This window comes from Pseudoalteromonas sp. AS84 (assembly GCF_038900255.1).
Classification (GTDB): Bacteria; Pseudomonadota; Gammaproteobacteria; order Enterobacterales; family Alteromonadaceae; genus Pseudoalteromonas.
The window spans coordinates 12,522-31,780 of sequence record NZ_JBBMQY010000013.1 but is presented as its reverse complement, the minus strand read 5'-3'; the positions used below and the strand labels follow the sequence as shown (position 1 = coordinate 31,780).

The following is a 19,259-nucleotide window of genomic DNA, read 5'->3' as shown; positions in this document are numbered from 1 at the left end:
ATACAGTAACAATCTGTATTGTATCCTCCGATGAGATAAAACTAAACGTCAATCTTTGATAAACCAGTAACTTTCCTGCCCTCTTGCTGTTTCTATAGCCAAATTCTTTGCATAAAATTTAATACTAATTTGCCCTTCAACGCCTGTCGTAAATTGCTGAGCATTTATTTGGTTATAACGTTCGACGACAAGAGGCTTAGGGAATTCCCATTGCCCCTTATAGGCACTTGAATGAATAACTACTTTAGGGGCAACGTTATTAATAAAATTAACACTTGAGGATGTATCGCTGCCATGATGCGGGCTTAACATTACTGTACTTTTCAATGATTTATTATCCGCTAATAGCGATGCTTCACGCGCATTTGATATATCACCGGTAAGTAACACGCTATAGGTATTATCTGATACCCTAACAACGCATGAATCATCATTTTCATTTCCAAACCCTTTTGTACTAAAGCTTTGTATTTTTAATCCAGCAAAATCAATATTTATGACTTCACATACATTATGTGTATTTTTAGGATGAAATTGTTGTAATGTTTCACCAAAGCCAGCATCTATGAAATGTTGTAATCCTCCAGCGTGATCATTATCTTCATGACTTAGAATCGCCGTTTTCACTGTTAAATTATTTGCTTTAATATAAGGCAGTAAAATACTTCGCGTACGGCTAAAGCGATTGAAATAACTGGGGCCAAAATCATAAATAAGCACTTGATTATCTTTTTCAATTAATGCCATAAGTCCATGCCCTACATCAAATACATGTAGTTGCCACTTAGACTTTTCTATTAACCAATAATTTAATAAAAGCGTTATTGCTGGAATAAAAGCGAGCCATTTATAAGGAAGAAAATAAACCATCAACATAATAATATAAGTAAAAACGACAAATATTGAGTCAATTCTGCCAGTCGTTATCCACCTTAACGATTCTGGTATTTCATTAAGCAATTTAAATAGCGCATATAAGCCTGTATCAAACAGGTTTATTAAAATACTTATATCTAAGAAAATACTCAGTAATGTAAAAACAATTAAAAAGGGTAAGATAATGATTGAAAGCAGCGGTATAGCAATTAAGTTTATTATCAAACCCGCAATACTTACCCCATTAAAAAAATAGAGTGAAAGTGGCAATAGACCAATAAATAACGCTATTTGAATAACAAACAGTGAAATAACTTTGTTTTTTATGCGAGTGTTTAATATTGGTAATTTATTAATAACTGTAAAAATGATAGCAACCGCTAAAAATGAAAAGTAGAGACCTGGATTGAGTAAATTAAATGGGTTAACAATAAGAACAATAACCAAGGCAAATAAAATGCTCCGCCAACGCAGCGGCTGCTTAGCAAGAAAATACAATAATAAATAACAACCCAGCATGATAAGCGCTCGCGTTGCCGATACTAAAAAGTCACTTAAGTACACATAAACCAAGGCTACTAAAAATCCGCATGAACTGTAATAAAGAGTCAGGTTGAATGATTGCCCAATCGAAAAATTAATTTTTGCAAAAATGAATCGAGTAACAAGATAACCGAAGCTAAAAATCAAACCAATATGTAACCCCGATATAGCAAGTAAATGACTTAGCCCAAGAGATTGCATTAATTGTTTGTCAGCGTAGCTCATCAAAGATTTTTCACCGCTAAGCAATGCATAATAGAGCCACTGTAATTTTGTATCCGTATAAGTGTTTTTAAGGAAGTGTTGATAATCTAAAATTATGCTTTGTTTGTCGCTATTTATAATATTAAGATTTTTATTAAGCACTTTACCTTTAAATAATATTCTATTTATAAAAGCATAACGTTCATTATCAAATACATTAAAATTTTTATTACTACGAAAATGTTTTAAATGAATTAAAGCAGAAAATTCATCACCTACTATTAAAGGCTGTGCAGAATTAACACTGAGCATTGCTTTGGGTGCTCTAAAACCTGAAAAATAACTCCCTTCTAATGCCACTATTTTAACTTTAATATATTGAGGTTTTTTGTCAGAAATAACCTCTTCTACAATTAATGTAGAATCAAGTGCATACTTTTCATCCGGTTTTGGTATTTCAAAACTATAAAAAACGTAAAAATGCAGACCAACGAAGCAAATTGCACAAATAAAGCCTAACAATACATTTAAAAACGGCTTAAAATAAGCGCTCACTATAACAATGAAAATTGTGAATACTGTAAATTCGAGAGTTTGATAATAAAATACGGTTGCTATACAGCCAATTACAAACCCAAGACTTATCCACACTGATGTAAATGGTTGCTTTAAATGGCTAAAAAAACGATCCAAAGATTTTTACCTGATCCAAATAAAATTAGACATCATAAATCACTAAGAATATTTGGACGCCTTTTACAAGATGCAAATCTTTGGCATTTAAATAGACGTTCTGCTCGAGGTGCATTTGCAGTCGGGTTATTTTTTGCTTTCATCCCTGTTCCTTTTCAAATGGTTTTAGCAGCAGCCGGCGCTATATTATTTAGAGTTAATTTACCTATCTCAGTAGCATTAGTATGGCTTACAAACCCTCTAACTATGCCACCTATTTTTTATGGCTCATACTTAGTGGGTACATTAATACTTAATCAGCCTGAGCAACACTTTGTATTCGAAGCTAGTTGGTCTTGGTTTCTAGAGAGCATAGAAACTATTGGTCCTGCATTTTTACTAGGTTCGTTAGTATGTGCTTCTATTGCATCAATTATCGGCTATTTTGGTATTGATATTATTTGGCGCCGCTCGGTTAAAAAGGCATGGTTATCGCGAAATAATTAGTAGCGTTAAAGCTAAATAATAACTATAAGATTCATGGTAATCCTAATCTTATAAAATATTATAGACGAAAAAAAACCAACTTTATTAAGTTGGTTTTTTTATAATCAATATTAGTAAACTTTAAAAGCGAAATATACGTCTTAAGCCAACTAATGGTAATAGCAATAATGTATACCAAGGAAAGCTAGCAGAGTTACGCTCATAGACTTCTGCTTCTACTGGAGCACAGTTTTCTACTTCACCATTTGCAATTGGCGTTAACTTAACTGCAACTGCAATACTTTCATATTCAATTTCACCATTGATATCAGTTACAACACCGCCTAAAGAATCAAGTTTTTCAACTGTCTTAGTCGCAGTACCAAATATTTCATTATTTTCATTGATAGCTGTTGCTTCAACCATAGAATAAGCATAATCAGTTTCGCCATCAGTATCATAACAAGGCAGTAAATCGTTTAGATTAGTGATTTTATCTTCACCAATTTTGTAAATAAAGGCTTCTTTAAGTCGTGAGCTATCAGATACACCCACTTCCCCTTCGCCTACAATATAACCTTGATTATTTATATCGTTGCCATAAGAACTTGAGCTTGAAAAATAATCAGTTGGAAAAACTGTATTACCTGTTTCGATGTCATGATAGAAGAATTTATTACGAAGTGTACCTTCAATACGCTTTGTCGCATAACCTGTAATTACATCATTATCATTAATAGCGATTGATTTACCAGCCTGCCAGTCATCTTCTTGATTAATAAAGTCAGTGACTGCACCGTCTTTAAAATAGACTGGCATTGTAAGAATCGTATCATCATTTTTGTAATAACGCGTATTTGATGAACCTACAATTGTACCGTTGTTGTTCACTGCTAGAGCAGTACTCGTAAATGCGTCATCTTCCGTTTCACCTTCATCAGGTGTAAGTGCCATACCAAGCTCTTCAACAGAAATAATATTTAACGATTCATCAAGTTCCCATTTAACAGCACGCTTATTAAATAAGCCTCGTGAAATATTAGAATTTAATAAATTGATACACACTGACGTTGGTTCGTCTTCATTATCACAGTTATCATCAATATTATCTTGTCTGTCATCAGGAATACTTGTAGAGATATTACCTACAACAGTATAACCACTATTTGTTTTAACAATATCGTTAGCGCGGCTTGTGCCACCGTATTCATTAAACTCAGGCTCTAACTCAACACTTATACTGCCATCAGCACTTATTACAATCCCACGTTCTATAAACTCATGTGTGAACCACGTTTCTGCATCATCTTCACCATCAGGTGTAAAAGATACTTTATCGTAAGGAGCACCGCCCCAACCAACAGTAACGCCATCTTCACTTACAGCATTAAAAAGGTTAATAGTTGAACGCGTTAAGCCATCATAATCAACAGATGCAACATCAAATAACGGTTGCTCTGTTACTTGTGTGTCATTGTACTTTATGCCAACTAATGAGCTTAATTTTTGATATTCAAAATTTGTAGAAATTGAAGATAAAAAACTAACCATGAAAGTATGTGCATCTGAATTAGTAAGTACTGCATCATTATTTTCAATGTCATCAAGTGTAAAGGTAATCTCTTTATCACTTAAATCAAATGCAGCCTCTGTATTATCGTAGCTATTTTCAATAATATTTTCAGTAAAATCTATATAGCTGATATCAATAGGTAAATTGTATAAACCATTTGCGAAACCAATAATATGCCCGCTTTCGCTTACATCTGTTACATAAGAATATTTAGCGTCTTCAAGAGTCCCTAATTCACTTAACTGGTACGTAGCACTTGTTGCTGAAGTGCTTAATGTCGCTAAAATACTGGCAGCGAGTAATTTATATTTCATTTTAGTCCTTACTACTGATTCTGTAATTCTTCAAGTTCTTCCCAGCGCTCAAGCGCAGCTTCAAGGTCAGACTCAAGTTGTGCCAAATGGTTCAATGCTTTAGTTGTTACATCACTCTCTTGTTTAAAAAAGTCTGAGTCACTAACTACAGCTTGTTGAGCTTCAATTTCAGCTTCTAGTTTTTCCATTTTATTCGGTAGTTGCTCTAATTCAAGTTTTAATTTGTAAGAGAGTTTATTTGTTTTAGCTGCAGGTTTAGCAACTGGAGCGACTACTTTTTCAACTTTTTTTACTGGTTGCTGCTGCGTTTTTTTTTCTTGTTCAGCTAAATAGTTAACGTAAGCCTCATAGTCGCTATAGCCACCTACAATATCTGTAACTTTACCGTTACCTTCAAACGCCCATACACTTGAACATGTATTATCAATAAATTCACGGTCATGGCTTACAATCAGCACTGTACCTTGGTATTGATTAATGATGTCCTCTAGTAACTCTAACGTTTCAATGTCTAAGTCATTTGTTGGCTCATCGAGAACAAGTATATTAGATGGTTTTAAAAACAGTTTAGCTAATAGTAATCTGTTTTTTTCACCACCAGAGAGTGCTTTAACAGGGGTTCGAGCGCGTGCTGGAGGGAATAAAAAGTCTTGCAGGTAACCTAAAACATGACGTGAGCGTCCGCCCATCATCACTTCTTGTTTACCTTCGGCGACGTTATCTTGAACTGTTGCTTCTTCATCAAGTTTTTCACGATATTGGTCAAAGTAAGCAAATTCTAAATTAACACCTTGCTTAGTTATACCGCTATCTGGTTCTAAATCACCAAACATTAGCTTTAATAGTGTTGTTTTACCAATACCATTTGGGCCTACTAAGCCGATTCTATCACCGCGCATTACAAGTGTAGAAAAATCATCAGCAATAACTTTGTCTTTAAATGCATGACAAAGATGTTGAGCTTCAAATACTAACTTGCCAGAGCGGTCTGCTGTTTCAATATTGAAATCAGTTTTACCAACTTGGTCAACACGTTGTTTGCGCTCGGTACGAAGCTGCTTTAACTCACGAACTCTACCTTCGTTACGCGTTCTACGTGCTTTAACACCTTGTCGAATCCACGTTTCTTCTTCGGCTAAGCGTTTATCAAACAATGCATTTTGAGCTTCTTCAACTTTCAGATCATGCGCTTTTTGTTCTAAATAAGTAGCGTAATCGCCTGGGTACGAAATAAGCTTACCACGGTCTAAATCTAAAATACGCGTAGCAACAGCACGAATAAACGCACGGTCATGCGAGATAAATACAATACCGCCTTTAAATTCTTTTAAAAACTGTTCAAGCCACATTACACTTGCCATGTCTAAATGGTTTGTTGGCTCATCTAGTAATAATAAATCAGGCTCACTTACAAGTGCACGTGCGAGTGCCACTTTACGTAACCAACCACCAGAAAGAGACTCAAGTTTAGCTTCTGGGGTTAGTTCTAATTGTGTCAAAACTAATTGAATGCGGCTATCAAAGCGCCAGCCATCAGCTGCTTCTAGTTGATTTGATAAACGTTCAAGTTTATTTAATAACTTATCGTTACACTCTGTTTGAAGCTCGTTACTAACATGATGAAAATCAATTAGTAAGTTTGCAATCTCAGGCATACCTTGTGCAACGTAATCAAATACGGTGCCGCTTGCACCTTTTGGTGGATCTTGCTCTAAGCGAGAAATTCGAATGCCACCTAGCTGATTTATTTCGCCATCATCTAAAACAACTTGTCCATCAAGTACTTTTAATAAAGTTGATTTACCCGCGCCATTTCGGCCAACCACACACACTCTTTCGCCACTTTCTATAACGGCATCTGCTTTGTTAAGCAAAGCATGTGTACCAAAAGCAAGTTGTGCTTTTAAAATTCTAATTAAATCCATAGTTCTTATTTGCTCTTATTCTGCTTGTGCTAAAAATTCGCGCACAGAGTTTAAAGTAAAAGGCCAAAATAATTGCTCGCCTTTTTCACTTTTTAATACAGGAATAGTAATTTGATATTCAGCTATAAGCTGCTCATCAGTCATAATATCGATTAGTAATAACTCGCTAGTATCACAAAGTACCTCAGTGATAAGTTGCTCAGCTTGCTCGCACAAGTGGCAACCATCAGTGTGGTATAAAACCCAATTAGCCATGTGTGATTAGCCAGCTATTATGGATTTTTTTATTACGTTTAAAGTCTGGTGATAACGTTTTATCTGAAATATTAACGGCTTTTAAACCTAAACCAATCAGACCAACTTCATCTATAACAAAGCCACGTTTGTTATTAGAGAAAATCAACGTACCCGATGGGCTTAAAATCTTTTTTACCCACGTTAATAATTTAATATGATCGCTCTGAACATCAAATGCATCTTTCATACGTTTTGAGTTTGAAAACGTTGGAGGATCTAAAAATATCAAATCGTATTGCGCTGTTGCGTGCTCTAACCATTTTAAACAATCTGCTTGTTCAAAGCGGTATCGTGTATTACTAATACCATTTAAATCAAAGTTATCTTGGCCCCATTTTAAGTAGGTCTTTGATAAATCAACTGTAGTAATGGCTTTAGCACCACCAAGAGCAGCATGTACAGAAGCTGTACCTGTGTATGCAAAAAGGTTTAAGAAACGTTTATCTTTAGCATTTTCTTGAATATAACGACGCATTAAGCGGTGGTCTAAAAACAAGCCTGTGTCTAAGTAGTCAAATAAATTAACTTTAAACTTAGCACCGAACTCTTCAACAACCATAGTACGGTTTTGTTTAGACATAGCGGTGTATTGATCTTCGCCCTTCTGCTTTTTACGTACTTTTACAGCAATGTTTTCAGGTGAAATTTCAAGCTGTTGAGCCGTTAAGCTTATTACGTCTTGCAGACGCTTTTCTGATGTTTTTTCATCAATTTCTTTAGGCGCTGCATATTCAAAAATTACAGCAGAGTCCCCATAAATATCTACAGCAACATTGTATTCAGGGATATCCGCTTCATAGACGCGATAAGCATCTATTTTATTTTGTTTAAGCCAGTTTTTTAAGCCTTGCTTATTCTTTTTCAATCGATTTGCAAATGACGTTGAGCCTTCAAAATTAAGTGCTTTTTTATCATCTGTGGTCAAACTGACTTGCTTATCATCTAATTGATATAAGTTAAGTTCTACATCAAGCGGGCCATTCTTAAATTTATAACGCTTAAGGCGCACAAGTTTTAAAAGTTTAAATAAGCTCTCGTCCATACCAAGTAAGGCAAGTTTCCAGTGATTAAAGTGCTTTTTAAAGCCAACACCTAAATTACGGTGTAAATCAACAAGCTCAGCCATAGAGCCAATACGCTCACCATATGGTAAGTTTGAAATTACAACACCCGGTAATTTTGCAACAGCTGTAAGTTTAGTTGCATCACTTTGCTTAAACTTAATCACGTCGTCAAGCTCGGCTCGTTTAGCATTATCAATTGCTTTACTTAATACTTGTTCATCGTAATCGTGGCCAATTAACCACAATTTAGGATCGGTAATATTAGCGAGTAACTCTTCTTTAAGCTCTTTAAACTTAGCGGCTCTAAAACTTGGTAAACGCTCAAAAGCAAAACCTTCACGGAATAATCCTGGCGCTTCGTTTCGCGCCATACCCGCAGCTTCTATCAAAATAGTACCCGCACCACAACATGGATCGAATAAAGGCTGTTTTACATTTTCAAGCCAGCCACTTCGCTTAATTAATGCAGCAGCTAAATGCTCTTTAATTGGCGCTTTACCTTGGCCTTGGCGGTAACCGCGTTCTGACAAACGAGGACCTGAATAGTCAATATACATCGACACGCCGTAACGATTTAATCGTGCAACCACGCGCACATTAGCATCTTGCTTATCAACGTTCGGCCGTTGCTCGTATAAATCATTAAAATAATCAACAATCGCATCTTTGATCACAAGACCCGAAAATTGCGTGTTTTTTAATGAGTCATTGGTACCGTTGAAGTCAACAGCGAATGTTTGCGTAGGTCCAAACCATTCTTGCCAAGGTTGCGAGCGCGCAAAATTATACAGGCTATTTTTGTCATCTACGCCTTCTTTTTCTTCAATAAGCATAAGCACACGCGTTGCAAAACGAGTTGATAAACAAACCTTTTGCGCCAGTAATGAGTCAGCCTCAAAACGAACAGAACCAACAGTTTGCTTAGACACGGTTGCGCCAAGTTCTGTTAGTTCATCAACCAATAAATTTTCGATTCCGATAGAAGTAAGTGCGATAAATTGCAAAGTAATAACCCTTAATAGCTAATTGCGCAGGATTATAACATAGGTTGGGCGACAAACACGCCATAAAGACACGCTTAAGACTTAAATTTGGTTAGGCGGTTTGACTTTGATATTGCTGATTTAGGATGGGGTGTACTCGATTATTAAGAATACGGATTACTTCAAATTGCGCTAAAGATAAGTTTTCGTCTAATTTAAAGGTTTCACTTAAATTCAAACAAATAGATGCATCAGGACAATGCTCTACAATTAAAAAATCACCTGACTGCGCTTTAGATGTTAATTTAACTATTGCCTCTACACTTGGCTCTGTACCTGTGTACTCTTCAAAAAACCAACTTTTTGCTAAAACGGGTTTTAAGTGGTATTTAACAGCTGTCGCATTTAATGATATTTGACAAATTTGAGCCGCAGACCACAATTCAAATCCATCTAGATAATTATAAACTTGCTCATAAAATGCAGCATCTTCTAGGCTAAAACGTGGATTTTTAAAAACAGAATCGGTGAGTTGTCTTAATTTGTAAGGCGTACATAATTGCATGTCGTCATTTAAATCAAGTAACAAACGGTTTTTATCAGGACAAGCAATCCACTGCCATTGCTTTGATGCTTGTAACATTTACTCCTCCTTGGGTATGTTGGATAATTATTGCTCACAGTATAACTGCTTTTGACCACTTTTAAAATGTTTGCTTAGAACATTTATCGAACGATCAAAAGCTTAGATAACTGATCCTTATAAGCCGTTAACGATCGACTTTACCAATTGTGGACCTTTGTAGATGAACCCAGTATAAACCTGAACTAAATTTGCGCCTGCATCTAACTTTTCTTTTGCAGATGAAGCATCATCAATACCGCCAACTCCGATGATTGGTAAGTTACCTTTTGTTAAGCGCTTTAGTTCACTTACCACCTCTGTAGAGCGCATTCTAACAGGGTAACCTGATAAACCGCCCGCCTCTTCTGCATATTGCTGCCCCATGACTGCAGCCCGTTCAAGCGTTGTATTTGTAGCAATTACACCATCAATTTTATTATTTAAAAGTGACTCACTTACTTGCTCTATTTGTATTTGATCGAGATCCGGTGCAATTTTTACAAGCATAGGTACTTGCTTACTATGCTTTGCAATTAAATCTAACTGTTCATTTTTAAGACTTTGCAATAAGTCATCAAGTGCAGCACCATATTGTAAATCACGAAGTCCTGGGGTATTTGGGGATGAAATATTTACCGTAATGTATGAAGCATGCTCAAATACTTTACGCATACAATGAATGTAGTCATCTTTACCTTGCTCATTAGGAGTATCTTTATTTTTACCAATATTGATACCGAGTATGCCACTGTACTTTGCTGCTTTTACATTTTTGACTAAATTATCAACGCCTTTGTTATTAAAACCCATACGGTTAATAATAGCGTTTGATTCTGGTAATCTAAAAATACGCGGTTTCTCATTGCCCTCTTGGGGACGAGGCGTAACTGTGCCTACTTCGATAAAACCAAACCCCATTTGGCTAAAAGCATCAATACATTCTGCATTTTTATCAAGACCAGCAGCAAGCCCTACTGGATTTTTAAATTCAAGACCTAAGAAGTTTACGGGTTTATCTGAAACACTTTGTGACCAAGCTAGATTTAGAGGCGTATTAGCAAAACGACGAAGATTATTAAGTGCAAACTCATGCGCCCACTCCGCATCACGGGTAAACATAAAACGGCGAGCTAAATCATAAAACATCAATATAATCCTCTTTTTAAATTTCAGACAAAAAAATACCTCAGACAAGGCTGAGGTATTGTATAACAAATTTAACAATCAGTTATTTATTTACTAAACAAATAATAGATTAAAGCTAAATTATTTTCCTGATGTATCACAGTTGTGACTTAATAACATAAGTTCACGAAGTGCAACTGAGAACTTTGCAAAGTCGTGGCTTTGTGATGTTTTAAACTCAGCCAGCATTTGTTTCCAACGTTGAAGTAATAAATCTTGGCTATCCATCCACTGATCTATTTGACTATCAACATCACTCTCATCACCTTCAAAGCTATTTAAAACCACTTCAGATAACGTACGTTGCTGCCAATCAAGCTCCTCACGGTAAGATGAACGAGCAAGTGCTTGCCAATGATTTGCTACTGGTTGCTTAGTTATTTGCTCTAAGAACCAATGTAGACCCATTCTTGCGCCTAGTTTAAAGTAAGTATTCGATACCATCGAAATACTCTTACCTGAATTATTAGCAACTTCAGCTAAATCCATCACAGAGAATAAGCTTGATAATGAAACAATACGCTTAGCTATATCTGCAGGAACGCCGGCATCAATTAACTTATTGGCTTCAATTACAATGCGGTCATTTTCTTTTTCAATCATGTATGTATTTAAGTTATCACTTAAATCTTTAAATGTTGGCGCAAAGAATTCAATTCCTTGTTCAATCGTTTGTGACTTATTACGATGACGTAAGAACCAACGCGTAGTACGGCGAACAGTACGACGAAGTTGGTAAAGCATTTCAGTTTGTACCGCTGCTGGTATTTTATTATCCAGTGCGCTGATAGAAGACCATGTATCACGCATTTCAAATATTTCGCTAGCAATTGAGTAACACATTGCAATTTCAGCTTCGTTTGCACCGGTTTCTTCATGCATACGTACCATGAAGTTTAAACCCATATCATTAACGATACTGTTAGCAAGTTTAGTTGCAATAATTTCTTTACGAAGTGGATGGTTGTTCATCGCATCGTTAAACTTCTCACGAAGAGGACGTGGGAATGACTTCACAAGCAATTGGCGATAGTAAGGGTTTTCAGTAATTTCATCACTTACTAAAGACTCTTTTAATACCATTTTTGCGTAAGACACTAGCACTGAAAGCTCAGGGCGAGTTAAGTCTTTACCAGCGGCTGCACGTTCTGCCAATTCTTCATCACTTGGAATGAACTCAATAGCACGGTTTAACTTGCCATCTTTTTCAAGTGCATGAATAAAGCGAATCTTTTCTTTAAGCGTTGAAGTACCTTTAGACTGCGTAATTGAAATAGTATGTGTTTGACGATAACAATCTTTTAATACTAACTCAGATACCTCGTCTGTCATTGAGTAAAGTAGCTCATCACGTTGTTTACGTGTTAAGTCACCTTCAGCAACCAAGCCATTAAGTAAAATCTTAATGTTAACTTCGTTATCTGAACAAGCAACGCCCCCTACGTTATCAATAAAGTCTGTATTAACACGACCACCCTTAGCTGCAAATTCAACACGACCTAATTGAGTTGCCCCTAAGTTACCGCCCTCACCAATTATTTTAGCGCCTAAATCTCTACCATTGATACGTAGTGCATCGTTTGCACGATCCCCTACATCTGCATCAGTTTCTTTAGAGTTTTTAATGTATGTACCAATACCGCCATTCCACAGTAAATCGAACTCCATCATCAATGAAGCTTTCATTAACTCATTTGGGGTCATACTTGCTTTTTTAGTACCCAACATTTTTTTCATTTCTGGGCTAAGCGTAATTGATTTAGCAGCACGAGAGAAAACACCACCACCGGCAGAAATTAACTCTTTGTTGTAGTCTTCCCACGATGAACGCGGCATGTTAAATAAACGTTCGCGCTCTGGATAAGAAGTAGCAGCGTCTGGGTTAGGATCAACAAAAATGTGCATATGGTTAAAGGCAACTTGTAAACGAATATGCTTAGATAACAACATGCCATTACCAAATACGTCACCCGCCATGTCGCCAATAGCTACCACTGTAAAGTCAGTCGTTTGACAGTCAATGTCCATTTCACGGAAATGTCGTTTAACTGACTCCCATGCGCCTTTAGCTGTAATACCCATTTTCTTGTGATCGTAACCAACCGAGCCACCTGATGCAAATGCATCGCCAAGCCAGAAATTGTATTCATTAGCTATGCCATTTGCGATATCAGAGAAAGTAGCAGTTCCTTTATCGGCTGCAACCACTAAGTAAGCATCATCTTCATCGTGGCGAACAACATCGCGAGCTGGCACTATTTCACCGCGTTCAATGTTATCTGTAATATCCAAAAGACCACGGATAAAGATTTTATAACACTCTTGGCCTTCTTTAATAAACGCTTCACGCTCACTTGGTAATTGTTTACATACAAAGCCACCTTTAGAACCAACAGGTACAATTACTGTATTTTTAACTTGTTGCGCTTTAACTAAGCCAAGAACTTCAGTACGGAAGTCTTCACGACGGTCAGACCAACGCAAGCCACCACGCGCTACTTTACCGTAACGTAAATGCACACCTTCTACGCGCGGAGAATAAACAAAAATCTCAAACGCTGGAAGAGGAAGCGGTACATCAGGAATTAAGCTTGGTTGTATTTTAAATGATACATACGACTTAAACTGACCTGCATCATCTTTTTGGAAATAGTTAGTACGAAGCGTTGCAACAATCATATCGACGTATAAACGAATAATACGGTCGTCATCTAGGTTTGCTACATTTTCAAGCTCTAAATAGATTTGTGTGCTTAGCTTCTCAAGTGTTTTGGCACTTGCTGGGCTCTTAATTGAGAACTTTTTAGCAAATAAATTAACAATTTGCGCAGCAATATTTGGATAGTTAGCAAATGTGCTTTCAATGTAAGTCTGAGAGAATGTAACACCGATTTGACGCATATACTTAGCGTAAGCACGTAAAATAGAGGCTTCTCGGCCAGTTAGGCCACCCATTAACACTAAACGGTTAAAACCATCATTTTCCAGGCGGTTGCCCCAAACATTTGTTAATGCAGCGCGAAAACGTGCTGAAATCTTATCAAAATCAGCCATCCCTTTGCTATCAATAAGCATCGAGAAGTCCATGATCCAATTAATACGACCATCGCTTGTTTTAACTGAATAAGGCGTTTCGCCAACGACGCGCAGACCAAAGTTTTCAAGCATTGGCATAACATCAGATAAGTGAATTGGTTCGTCTTTATGAAATAAGCTTAATCGTACAATATTGCTATTAGCTTCTTCTTGAGGACGGTAGAAAAGCATTTCTAGTTTGTTTTCATCACTAAGTAATTCTAACTTTTCGATATCAACAACCGCAGCACTTGGAAGCACTTCATCTTTGTATGAGCGTGCAAACGCATTACAGTATTTACGATTTAAATCGTTACCACGTGCTTCGCCCGCAGATTCTAAAAGTGCAGATTGAAGTTTATCTTCCCACGTACGTGCAGCTTCTACTAAATTGTTTTCGATGTCTTTCACGTTATATTCGATCTTGTTGTCGGTCACACGAACGGTGTAATGAGTACGCGCAAGTGTTGACTCAGAGAAATAAGTAGTAAATTCGACTTTATCGTCAGAATTAAATGCATTGGCTAATATATCTTGCGTTTCACGACGAAGTGCCGTGTTATAGCGCTCGCGAGGTACATAAACCATGCAAGATAAGAAGCGACCATACGCATCTTTACGTACAAATAAGCGACACATATCGCGCTCTTGTACTTGTAACACACCCATAGCAACTTCAAGTAGCTCACTTTCGCGCGCTTGAACAAGCTCATCACGTGGGTAGGTTTCTAAAATATTTAAAACAGCTTTGTAAGCATGCGTGCCTTTAGCAAAATCACACATTTCCATGATGCGATTAATTTTACTTTTTAATACTGGCACATCAGTAGCACTGTTATTGTAAAAGCTTGATGAGAACAAACCAATAAAGCGGTCTTCACCAATTACATTGCCTTCGTCGTCAAAACGCTTAATACCTACATAATCAATGTAGGCTGGACGGTGAACGCGAGAAACAGAGTTAGTTTTTGTTAGGATCAGTAGGTTGCTACTACGTGCTTCTTGGCGAGCAACCTCAGGTAATTCTGATAGTAATCGTGTGTGTTCTTCAGTAGAGTTTTTCATCAAGCCAAGGCTCGATTCCATTTTACCTTTTAATTGGTAATCACCTTGAACTGGGCTTAGCTCATATTCACGGTAACCCATTAGGGTAAAGTTATCTTTAGCTAACCAATCTAAAAACTCAGTTGTTTCTGAAACTTCTTCTTTCGTTTTATTATGATGACGCTTGGGTAATTCTTTAGTTACTGCCATCAATTTTTTACGGATTGGCTGCCAATCATCAACAGCAACCGACACATCAACAAGAACTGATTCTAACTCTTTTTTGAAAGACTCAATCACAGAAGAATCTGTTTGACGGTCGATTTCAATAAAGAATACTGTTTTAGTAGATGAAGATTCTTGTTCTGCTTTTAAATTTGATAAACCAGAAATTTTAGCGTTTTCATCGCGCTTAATTTTTAATGGGCAGTGAAGTAATAAGTGAGAGGCGATATTTTCACGTGTCATGGCCATACGAACAGAATCAACTAAAAACGGCATGTCTTTAGTAATAATTTCTACAATTGTATGCGATGACTGCCAGCCATCTTTTGCCACTTCAGGGTTGAAAACGCGAATAACAGCGTCGTCGGTAGTATTTTTTTCTAGCGAGTTCCAAAGGCTTAATGCTGCGCCATATAGGTCACTATCGTTGCGGTTTGCCAAATCCTCTTTAGACATATTGCTGTACAAGGCTTTGGCGAATTTCTCAACGAGTAACACATTATCAGCGCGAACTTTTTTCTGGATCAGCTTACAGACATTATCTAGGATAACCGAGGCTTGGCCTTCATTTCGTGTCATTGTATGTTCCTTAATCTATTACTGCTCAGGAGCAGGAATTTGTACAGCTATTCATTAGCGTGGAGTCAATTAAATTCTAACCCTTTTACAGCTAATAAACAGCCTTTTCGATGAAAACATTTTAAGCATTTCAGCTATTTGGTCATCTATTCACAAATTGTAGATATAAATGGCCTTTACAGGCCATTTAGGAGCAAAATTATTCACATTATTTTTTCTGGTCAGTCCAGAGAAGACTACCAATAGCAGGTAATAACAACACTGCACCTAACATATTCACTAAAAACATGAAGGTTAACAGTATACCCATATCAACTTGGAATTTAAGATCTGAGAATATCCAGGTACTCACACCAATAGCTAATGTTATACCGGTAAATAGAACCGCACTTCCACGTTCAACAAGCGCATTTCGATAAGCAACACTCAATGGTACATTTTGCTTAAGCTGCCCCATCATCGACGACAGTATATAAATACCATAATCAACCCCAATACCCACACCTAAAGCAATAACTGGTAAAGTAGAAACGGTTAAGCCTATTTCTAATTGCACCATAAGTGCTTGTGCAAGCGTTGATACGATATAAAGCGGTAATACTACGGCAATCGTTGCTTTTACGCTTTTAAAGCTCATTAAGCATAAAATAATAACAGCACCATAAACGTAAAGCATCATTGGTATTTGCGCTTCTGAGACAGACTCATTAGTAGCAGCCATTACGCCAACAGGTCCTGACGCTAATTTAAATGCTAATTTATCAGTGCCCTCTTCTTGTGCAAATTGCTTAACACTCTTAATTACAGTATCGATAGTTTGTGCTTTATGATCATCTAAAAATATAATCACTGGCATAACTGAACAATCACCGTTAAGTAAACCTGTACTCGTTTCAACTCTAGATGTTGACTGTACTAAGCTTGCTGAATTTCGTGGCAAGCTTTGCCACTTCAGATTACCTTCGTTGTAGCCTGCGTTAACCGATTGAGCTACAGAGCTCAAACTTACAGCAGACTGTACACCGGCCACATTCTCTACTTTGTATTGGAAACGGCTTATACGCTCCATCACACTATGCTCAGTACATGCTGCAGGATATGCTTCTACAATTACCTTTAAGATATCAGACGAGATAGTATATTTATCAGATATTAAGAATGTATCTTGATTATAGCGCGCATCTTGATGCAGAGATGGCGCCCCTGCGTGTAAATCACCTATACGCATTTTATCTGCTTGCCAGTAGCCTAAAGCAAATAAAACAAGTGTAAAACCAATAATCATTTTAGCTACTTTAGGATCTGTTGCTTTTACAAGAAGGTCTCGAATTTTATCAAGCATGTTAGGCTTAGTAGCATCACCAGATTGAATATGTACACTGTTCTCAAAGTTCATGTACGAAGCCCAAACTGGTAGTAAAATTAAATTAGTAAATATAATTACTGCCACACCTAAACTCGCTGTAATGGCAAGTTCGCGAATAATACCAATATCGATGGTAAGTAATGTTAAAAAACCGACAGTGTCTGAAAGTAGTGCTATACCACCTGGGACCAATAAAGCCCTAAAACTTGACTGACAGCAAATACGTGTTGTTTTACCTTCACCGACTTTTTTACCAATCGCATTTATCATCTGCACACCATGGCTTACACCAATAGCGAATACTAAAAACGGTACCAAAATAGACATAGGGTCTAGGCCAAAACCTAAACTTGAAAGTAGACCTAATTGCCAAACAACAGCAATGATAGAACACGCGATAGGCAAAATGGTCAGCTTTAAACTGCCACAAAATAGCCATACCATAATAAAGGTAAAGGCGATAGCAATAGCAAAAAATACGACCACCCCTTTAGCGCCTTCTGCTATATCACCGGCCATTTTTGCAAAGCCAATAATATGGATGCTTACTTTTTCTGTGCTTAGAGGCTCTCTTAAATCACTTTCTAGCTTTTGCGCAAAAGCTAATGTGTCTAACTTTTGTTGTGTTTGTGGATCTGTTTCTAAAAGTTGAGCTGTTACCATTGCACACGAGTAATCGCTGGCAATCATACGTCCTACAACTTTTGCTTTTTCGATATTTTCTTTTACAACACCTAAGCCACGTTTGTCAGCTTTAAAGTTGGCAGGAATAATTGGACCGCCTGCAAAGCCATCCTCGACTACTTCAACAAAACGAGCACTGGGTGAAAATATAGAGTTAACTAATGGACGATTTACGCCTGGAATAAAATAAAGCTGATCGTGGACCGCTTTTAACTGAGTAAAGAATTCTGGATTAAATATATCACCGCTGTCATCACACACTGAAATCAAAATACTGTTTGCACCACCAAACTGTTTTTCATGCTTAGTGTATACTTTCATATAGTCGTGATTTAACGGGATGTTTTTATTAAACGAGGCATCTAATTGAATTTGAGTTGCTTTGAATACAAGTAAACACGTTATAAGCGCAAAACTTATAAGCATAATTAAGCGATGTCTAAAAATCGCCTTTTCAATAAAATCGAGTAACTTATGCATTAAGGGGTTAACTCCTTCACTTTAATGCCATCTTCTGTAGCCATGATTAGTTTGTTATTTAAAATCACGCCATCTAAAACTGCTTTACCATCGGCTAACTGCTCATGGGTGAGTAACCCATCTTGAAGATGAAAAATAACGCCACTATTGGCGAGCATGAGCCATTGTTTATTATTGTAATTAATGATGTTGTTGATCGTCGCAGTTTTTACATTTTCGAAATGCTGCCACTGCTGTTCACCATTTTGCTTCGCAAAAACATTGCCACGAAGCCCTGCCACAATTTCTTGTGTGCTATCTGATGCAACCGCGAAAAATGAACCAGGATAAATTTCCTCTATCCTTTGCCAAGTTTCACCATCATCAATGCTTCTGGCCATTAATCCCATTTCACCAACCAACATTAATCCGTTATCTGTTATTTCGATTCGATTAAAGTGCGGTAAAATTGAAGCTGTTTCTGCTTCATACCCTTCGGGGTCGTTTTCTTTTAAATCGTTTAAATAATCTCTGTCGTCACTAAATAGTAACGAATCTAAAAAGCGCTTTTGCCAATGTTTACCACCATCGCTAGTTTGGTAAAACATACCATAAGCGCCCACTGCAAAACCTTTCAAGTCATCTTCAAATAGAATATCTAAACATGGTTTGTCTAATTCTGGTTGTGCTTGTTGTAATTGCCAATTAATACCACCGTCAGTAGTATTTATTATTGTTGCATCGTGGCCACATGCCCAGCCATTATTTTCATCGCTAAAGTCAACAGCTGTTAATAGCACTTGAGTCGGTACAAGTTCAGCTTGTTGCCATTTATTACCTGTTTCACTTTTAATAACAGTACCATGTTTGCCTACTGCAATTAGCCCGTTACCTGTGTTTGTTATATCAGTAAGTAGGGTTTTATCTGCATTAATTGCACTGATTGCGTTTTCAGGAACATCCTGGGCAACACCCGCACCGCTTATGATCAGGCTGGCATATACTAAATACTTCATAATTTTAATCGCCTTGAACGAGAGAATTGTTTGTCTTTATATACTGAGGAAAGCGTTGCGCGAT

Annotated in this window: 11 protein-coding genes; 1 reads left to right on the top strand and 10 read right to left on the bottom strand. The window is 37.1% G+C overall.

What is annotated here, in order from left to right; all coding sequences use genetic code 11:
• Window positions 1–48 precede the first annotated feature (48 nt).
• Window positions 49–2,316 carry a DNA internalization-related competence protein ComEC/Rec2 gene (locus WNY79_RS13595; protein WP_342876103.1) on the bottom strand — a complete coding sequence of 756 codons (2,268 nt, stop codon included), beginning with the start codon at window positions 2,314–2,316 and terminating at the stop codon, window positions 49–51.
• Between WNY79_RS13595 and WNY79_RS13590 the strand changes: the two genes are divergently transcribed.
• Window positions 2,296–2,802: a DUF2062 domain-containing protein gene (locus WNY79_RS13590; RefSeq protein WP_007586895.1), complete on the top strand. Its 507-nt coding sequence runs from the start codon at window positions 2,296–2,298 to the stop codon at window positions 2,800–2,802. The two genes, WNY79_RS13595 and WNY79_RS13590, sit on opposite strands and share 21 nt — an antisense overlap.
• Before the next feature lie 120 nt (window positions 2,803–2,922).
• Here WNY79_RS13590 and WNY79_RS13585 read toward each other — a convergent pair whose 3' ends face one another.
• The 9 genes from WNY79_RS13585 to WNY79_RS13545 form a co-directional block, all read right to left on the bottom strand.
• Window positions 2,923–4,668, bottom strand: a complete 1,746-nt coding sequence (locus WNY79_RS13585) for a DUF3466 family protein (RefSeq protein ID WP_024589193.1) — start codon at window positions 4,666–4,668, stop codon at window positions 2,923–2,925.
• Between the two features lie 11 nt (window positions 4,669–4,679).
• Window positions 4,680–6,593, bottom strand: coding sequence for an ABC transporter ATP-binding protein (locus tag WNY79_RS13580; protein ID WP_024599586.1), 1,914 nt, complete (start codon window positions 6,591–6,593; stop codon window positions 4,680–4,682).
• Window positions 6,594–6,608: 15 nt separating this feature from the next.
• The gene (locus tag WNY79_RS13575) at window positions 6,609–6,848 is read right to left on the bottom strand and encodes a glutaredoxin family protein (RefSeq protein WP_024599587.1); all 240 of its coding nucleotides are present in this window, start codon (window positions 6,846–6,848) and stop codon (window positions 6,609–6,611) included.
• Window positions 6,841–8,958 (bottom strand): bifunctional 23S rRNA (guanine(2069)-N(7))-methyltransferase RlmK/23S rRNA (guanine(2445)-N(2))-methyltransferase RlmL, encoded by a 2,118-nt coding sequence (rlmKL, locus tag WNY79_RS13570; RefSeq protein WP_170070828.1) that lies wholly within the window; start codon window positions 8,956–8,958, stop codon window positions 6,841–6,843. Before rlmKL ends, WNY79_RS13575 begins: the two co-directional genes overlap by 8 nt.
• A gap of 91 nt (window positions 8,959–9,049) precedes the next feature.
• Entirely contained in the window at window positions 9,050–9,580 is a 531-nt protein-coding gene (locus tag WNY79_RS13565) for a cell division protein ZapC (RefSeq protein ID WP_024599589.1), read from the bottom strand.
• A 117-nt stretch (window positions 9,581–9,697) separates the two neighbouring features.
• On the bottom strand, window positions 9,698–10,708 hold the full coding sequence (gene pyrD, locus WNY79_RS13560) for a quinone-dependent dihydroorotate dehydrogenase (protein ID WP_076924581.1): 1,011 nt from the start codon (window positions 10,706–10,708) through the stop codon (window positions 9,698–9,700).
• 120 nt (window positions 10,709–10,828) lie between these two features.
• Complete coding sequence (locus WNY79_RS13555) at window positions 10,829–15,670, bottom strand: NAD-glutamate dehydrogenase (protein WP_076924580.1); 4,842 nt, start codon at window positions 15,668–15,670, stop codon at window positions 10,829–10,831.
• Between the two features lie 208 nt (window positions 15,671–15,878).
• Complete coding sequence (locus WNY79_RS13550) at window positions 15,879–18,200, bottom strand: MMPL family transporter (RefSeq protein WP_076924579.1); 2,322 nt, start codon at window positions 18,198–18,200, stop codon at window positions 15,879–15,881.
• Window positions 18,200–19,195: a YCF48-related protein gene (locus WNY79_RS13545; RefSeq protein ID WP_342876102.1), complete on the bottom strand. Its 996-nt coding sequence runs from the start codon at window positions 19,193–19,195 to the stop codon at window positions 18,200–18,202. Before WNY79_RS13545 ends, WNY79_RS13550 begins: the two co-directional genes overlap by 1 nt.
• Window positions 19,196–19,259 lie beyond the last annotated feature (64 nt).

What these genes read in the sequence shown, in the direction of transcription:
- WNY79_RS13590 (WP_007586895.1), top strand. Translation starts at nt 2,296, where the DNA reads ATGGCTAAAAAAACGATCCAAAGATTTTTACCTGATCCAAATAAAATT.
- WNY79_RS13585 (WP_024589193.1), bottom strand. Translation starts at nt 4,668, where the DNA reads ATGAAATATAAATTACTCGCTGCCAGTATTTTAGCGACATTAAGCACT.
- WNY79_RS13580 (WP_024599586.1), bottom strand. Translation starts at nt 6,593, where the DNA reads ATGGATTTAATTAGAATTTTAAAAGCACAACTTGCTTTTGGTACACAT.
- WNY79_RS13575 (WP_024599587.1), bottom strand. Translation starts at nt 6,848, where the DNA reads ATGGCTAATTGGGTTTTATACCACACTGATGGTTGCCACTTGTGCGAG.
- WNY79_RS13565 (WP_024599589.1), bottom strand. Translation starts at nt 9,580, where the DNA reads ATGTTACAAGCATCAAAGCAATGGCAGTGGATTGCTTGTCCTGATAAA.
- pyrD (WP_076924581.1), bottom strand. Translation starts at nt 10,708, where the DNA reads ATGTTTTATGATTTAGCTCGCCGTTTTATGTTTACCCGTGATGCGGAG.
- WNY79_RS13555 (WP_076924580.1), bottom strand. Translation starts at nt 15,670, where the DNA reads ATGACACGAAATGAAGGCCAAGCCTCGGTTATCCTAGATAATGTCTGT.
- WNY79_RS13550 (WP_076924579.1), bottom strand. Translation starts at nt 18,200, where the DNA reads ATGCATAAGTTACTCGATTTTATTGAAAAGGCGATTTTTAGACATCGC.
- WNY79_RS13545 (WP_342876102.1), bottom strand. Translation starts at nt 19,195, where the DNA reads ATGAAGTATTTAGTATATGCCAGCCTGATCATAAGCGGTGCGGGTGTT.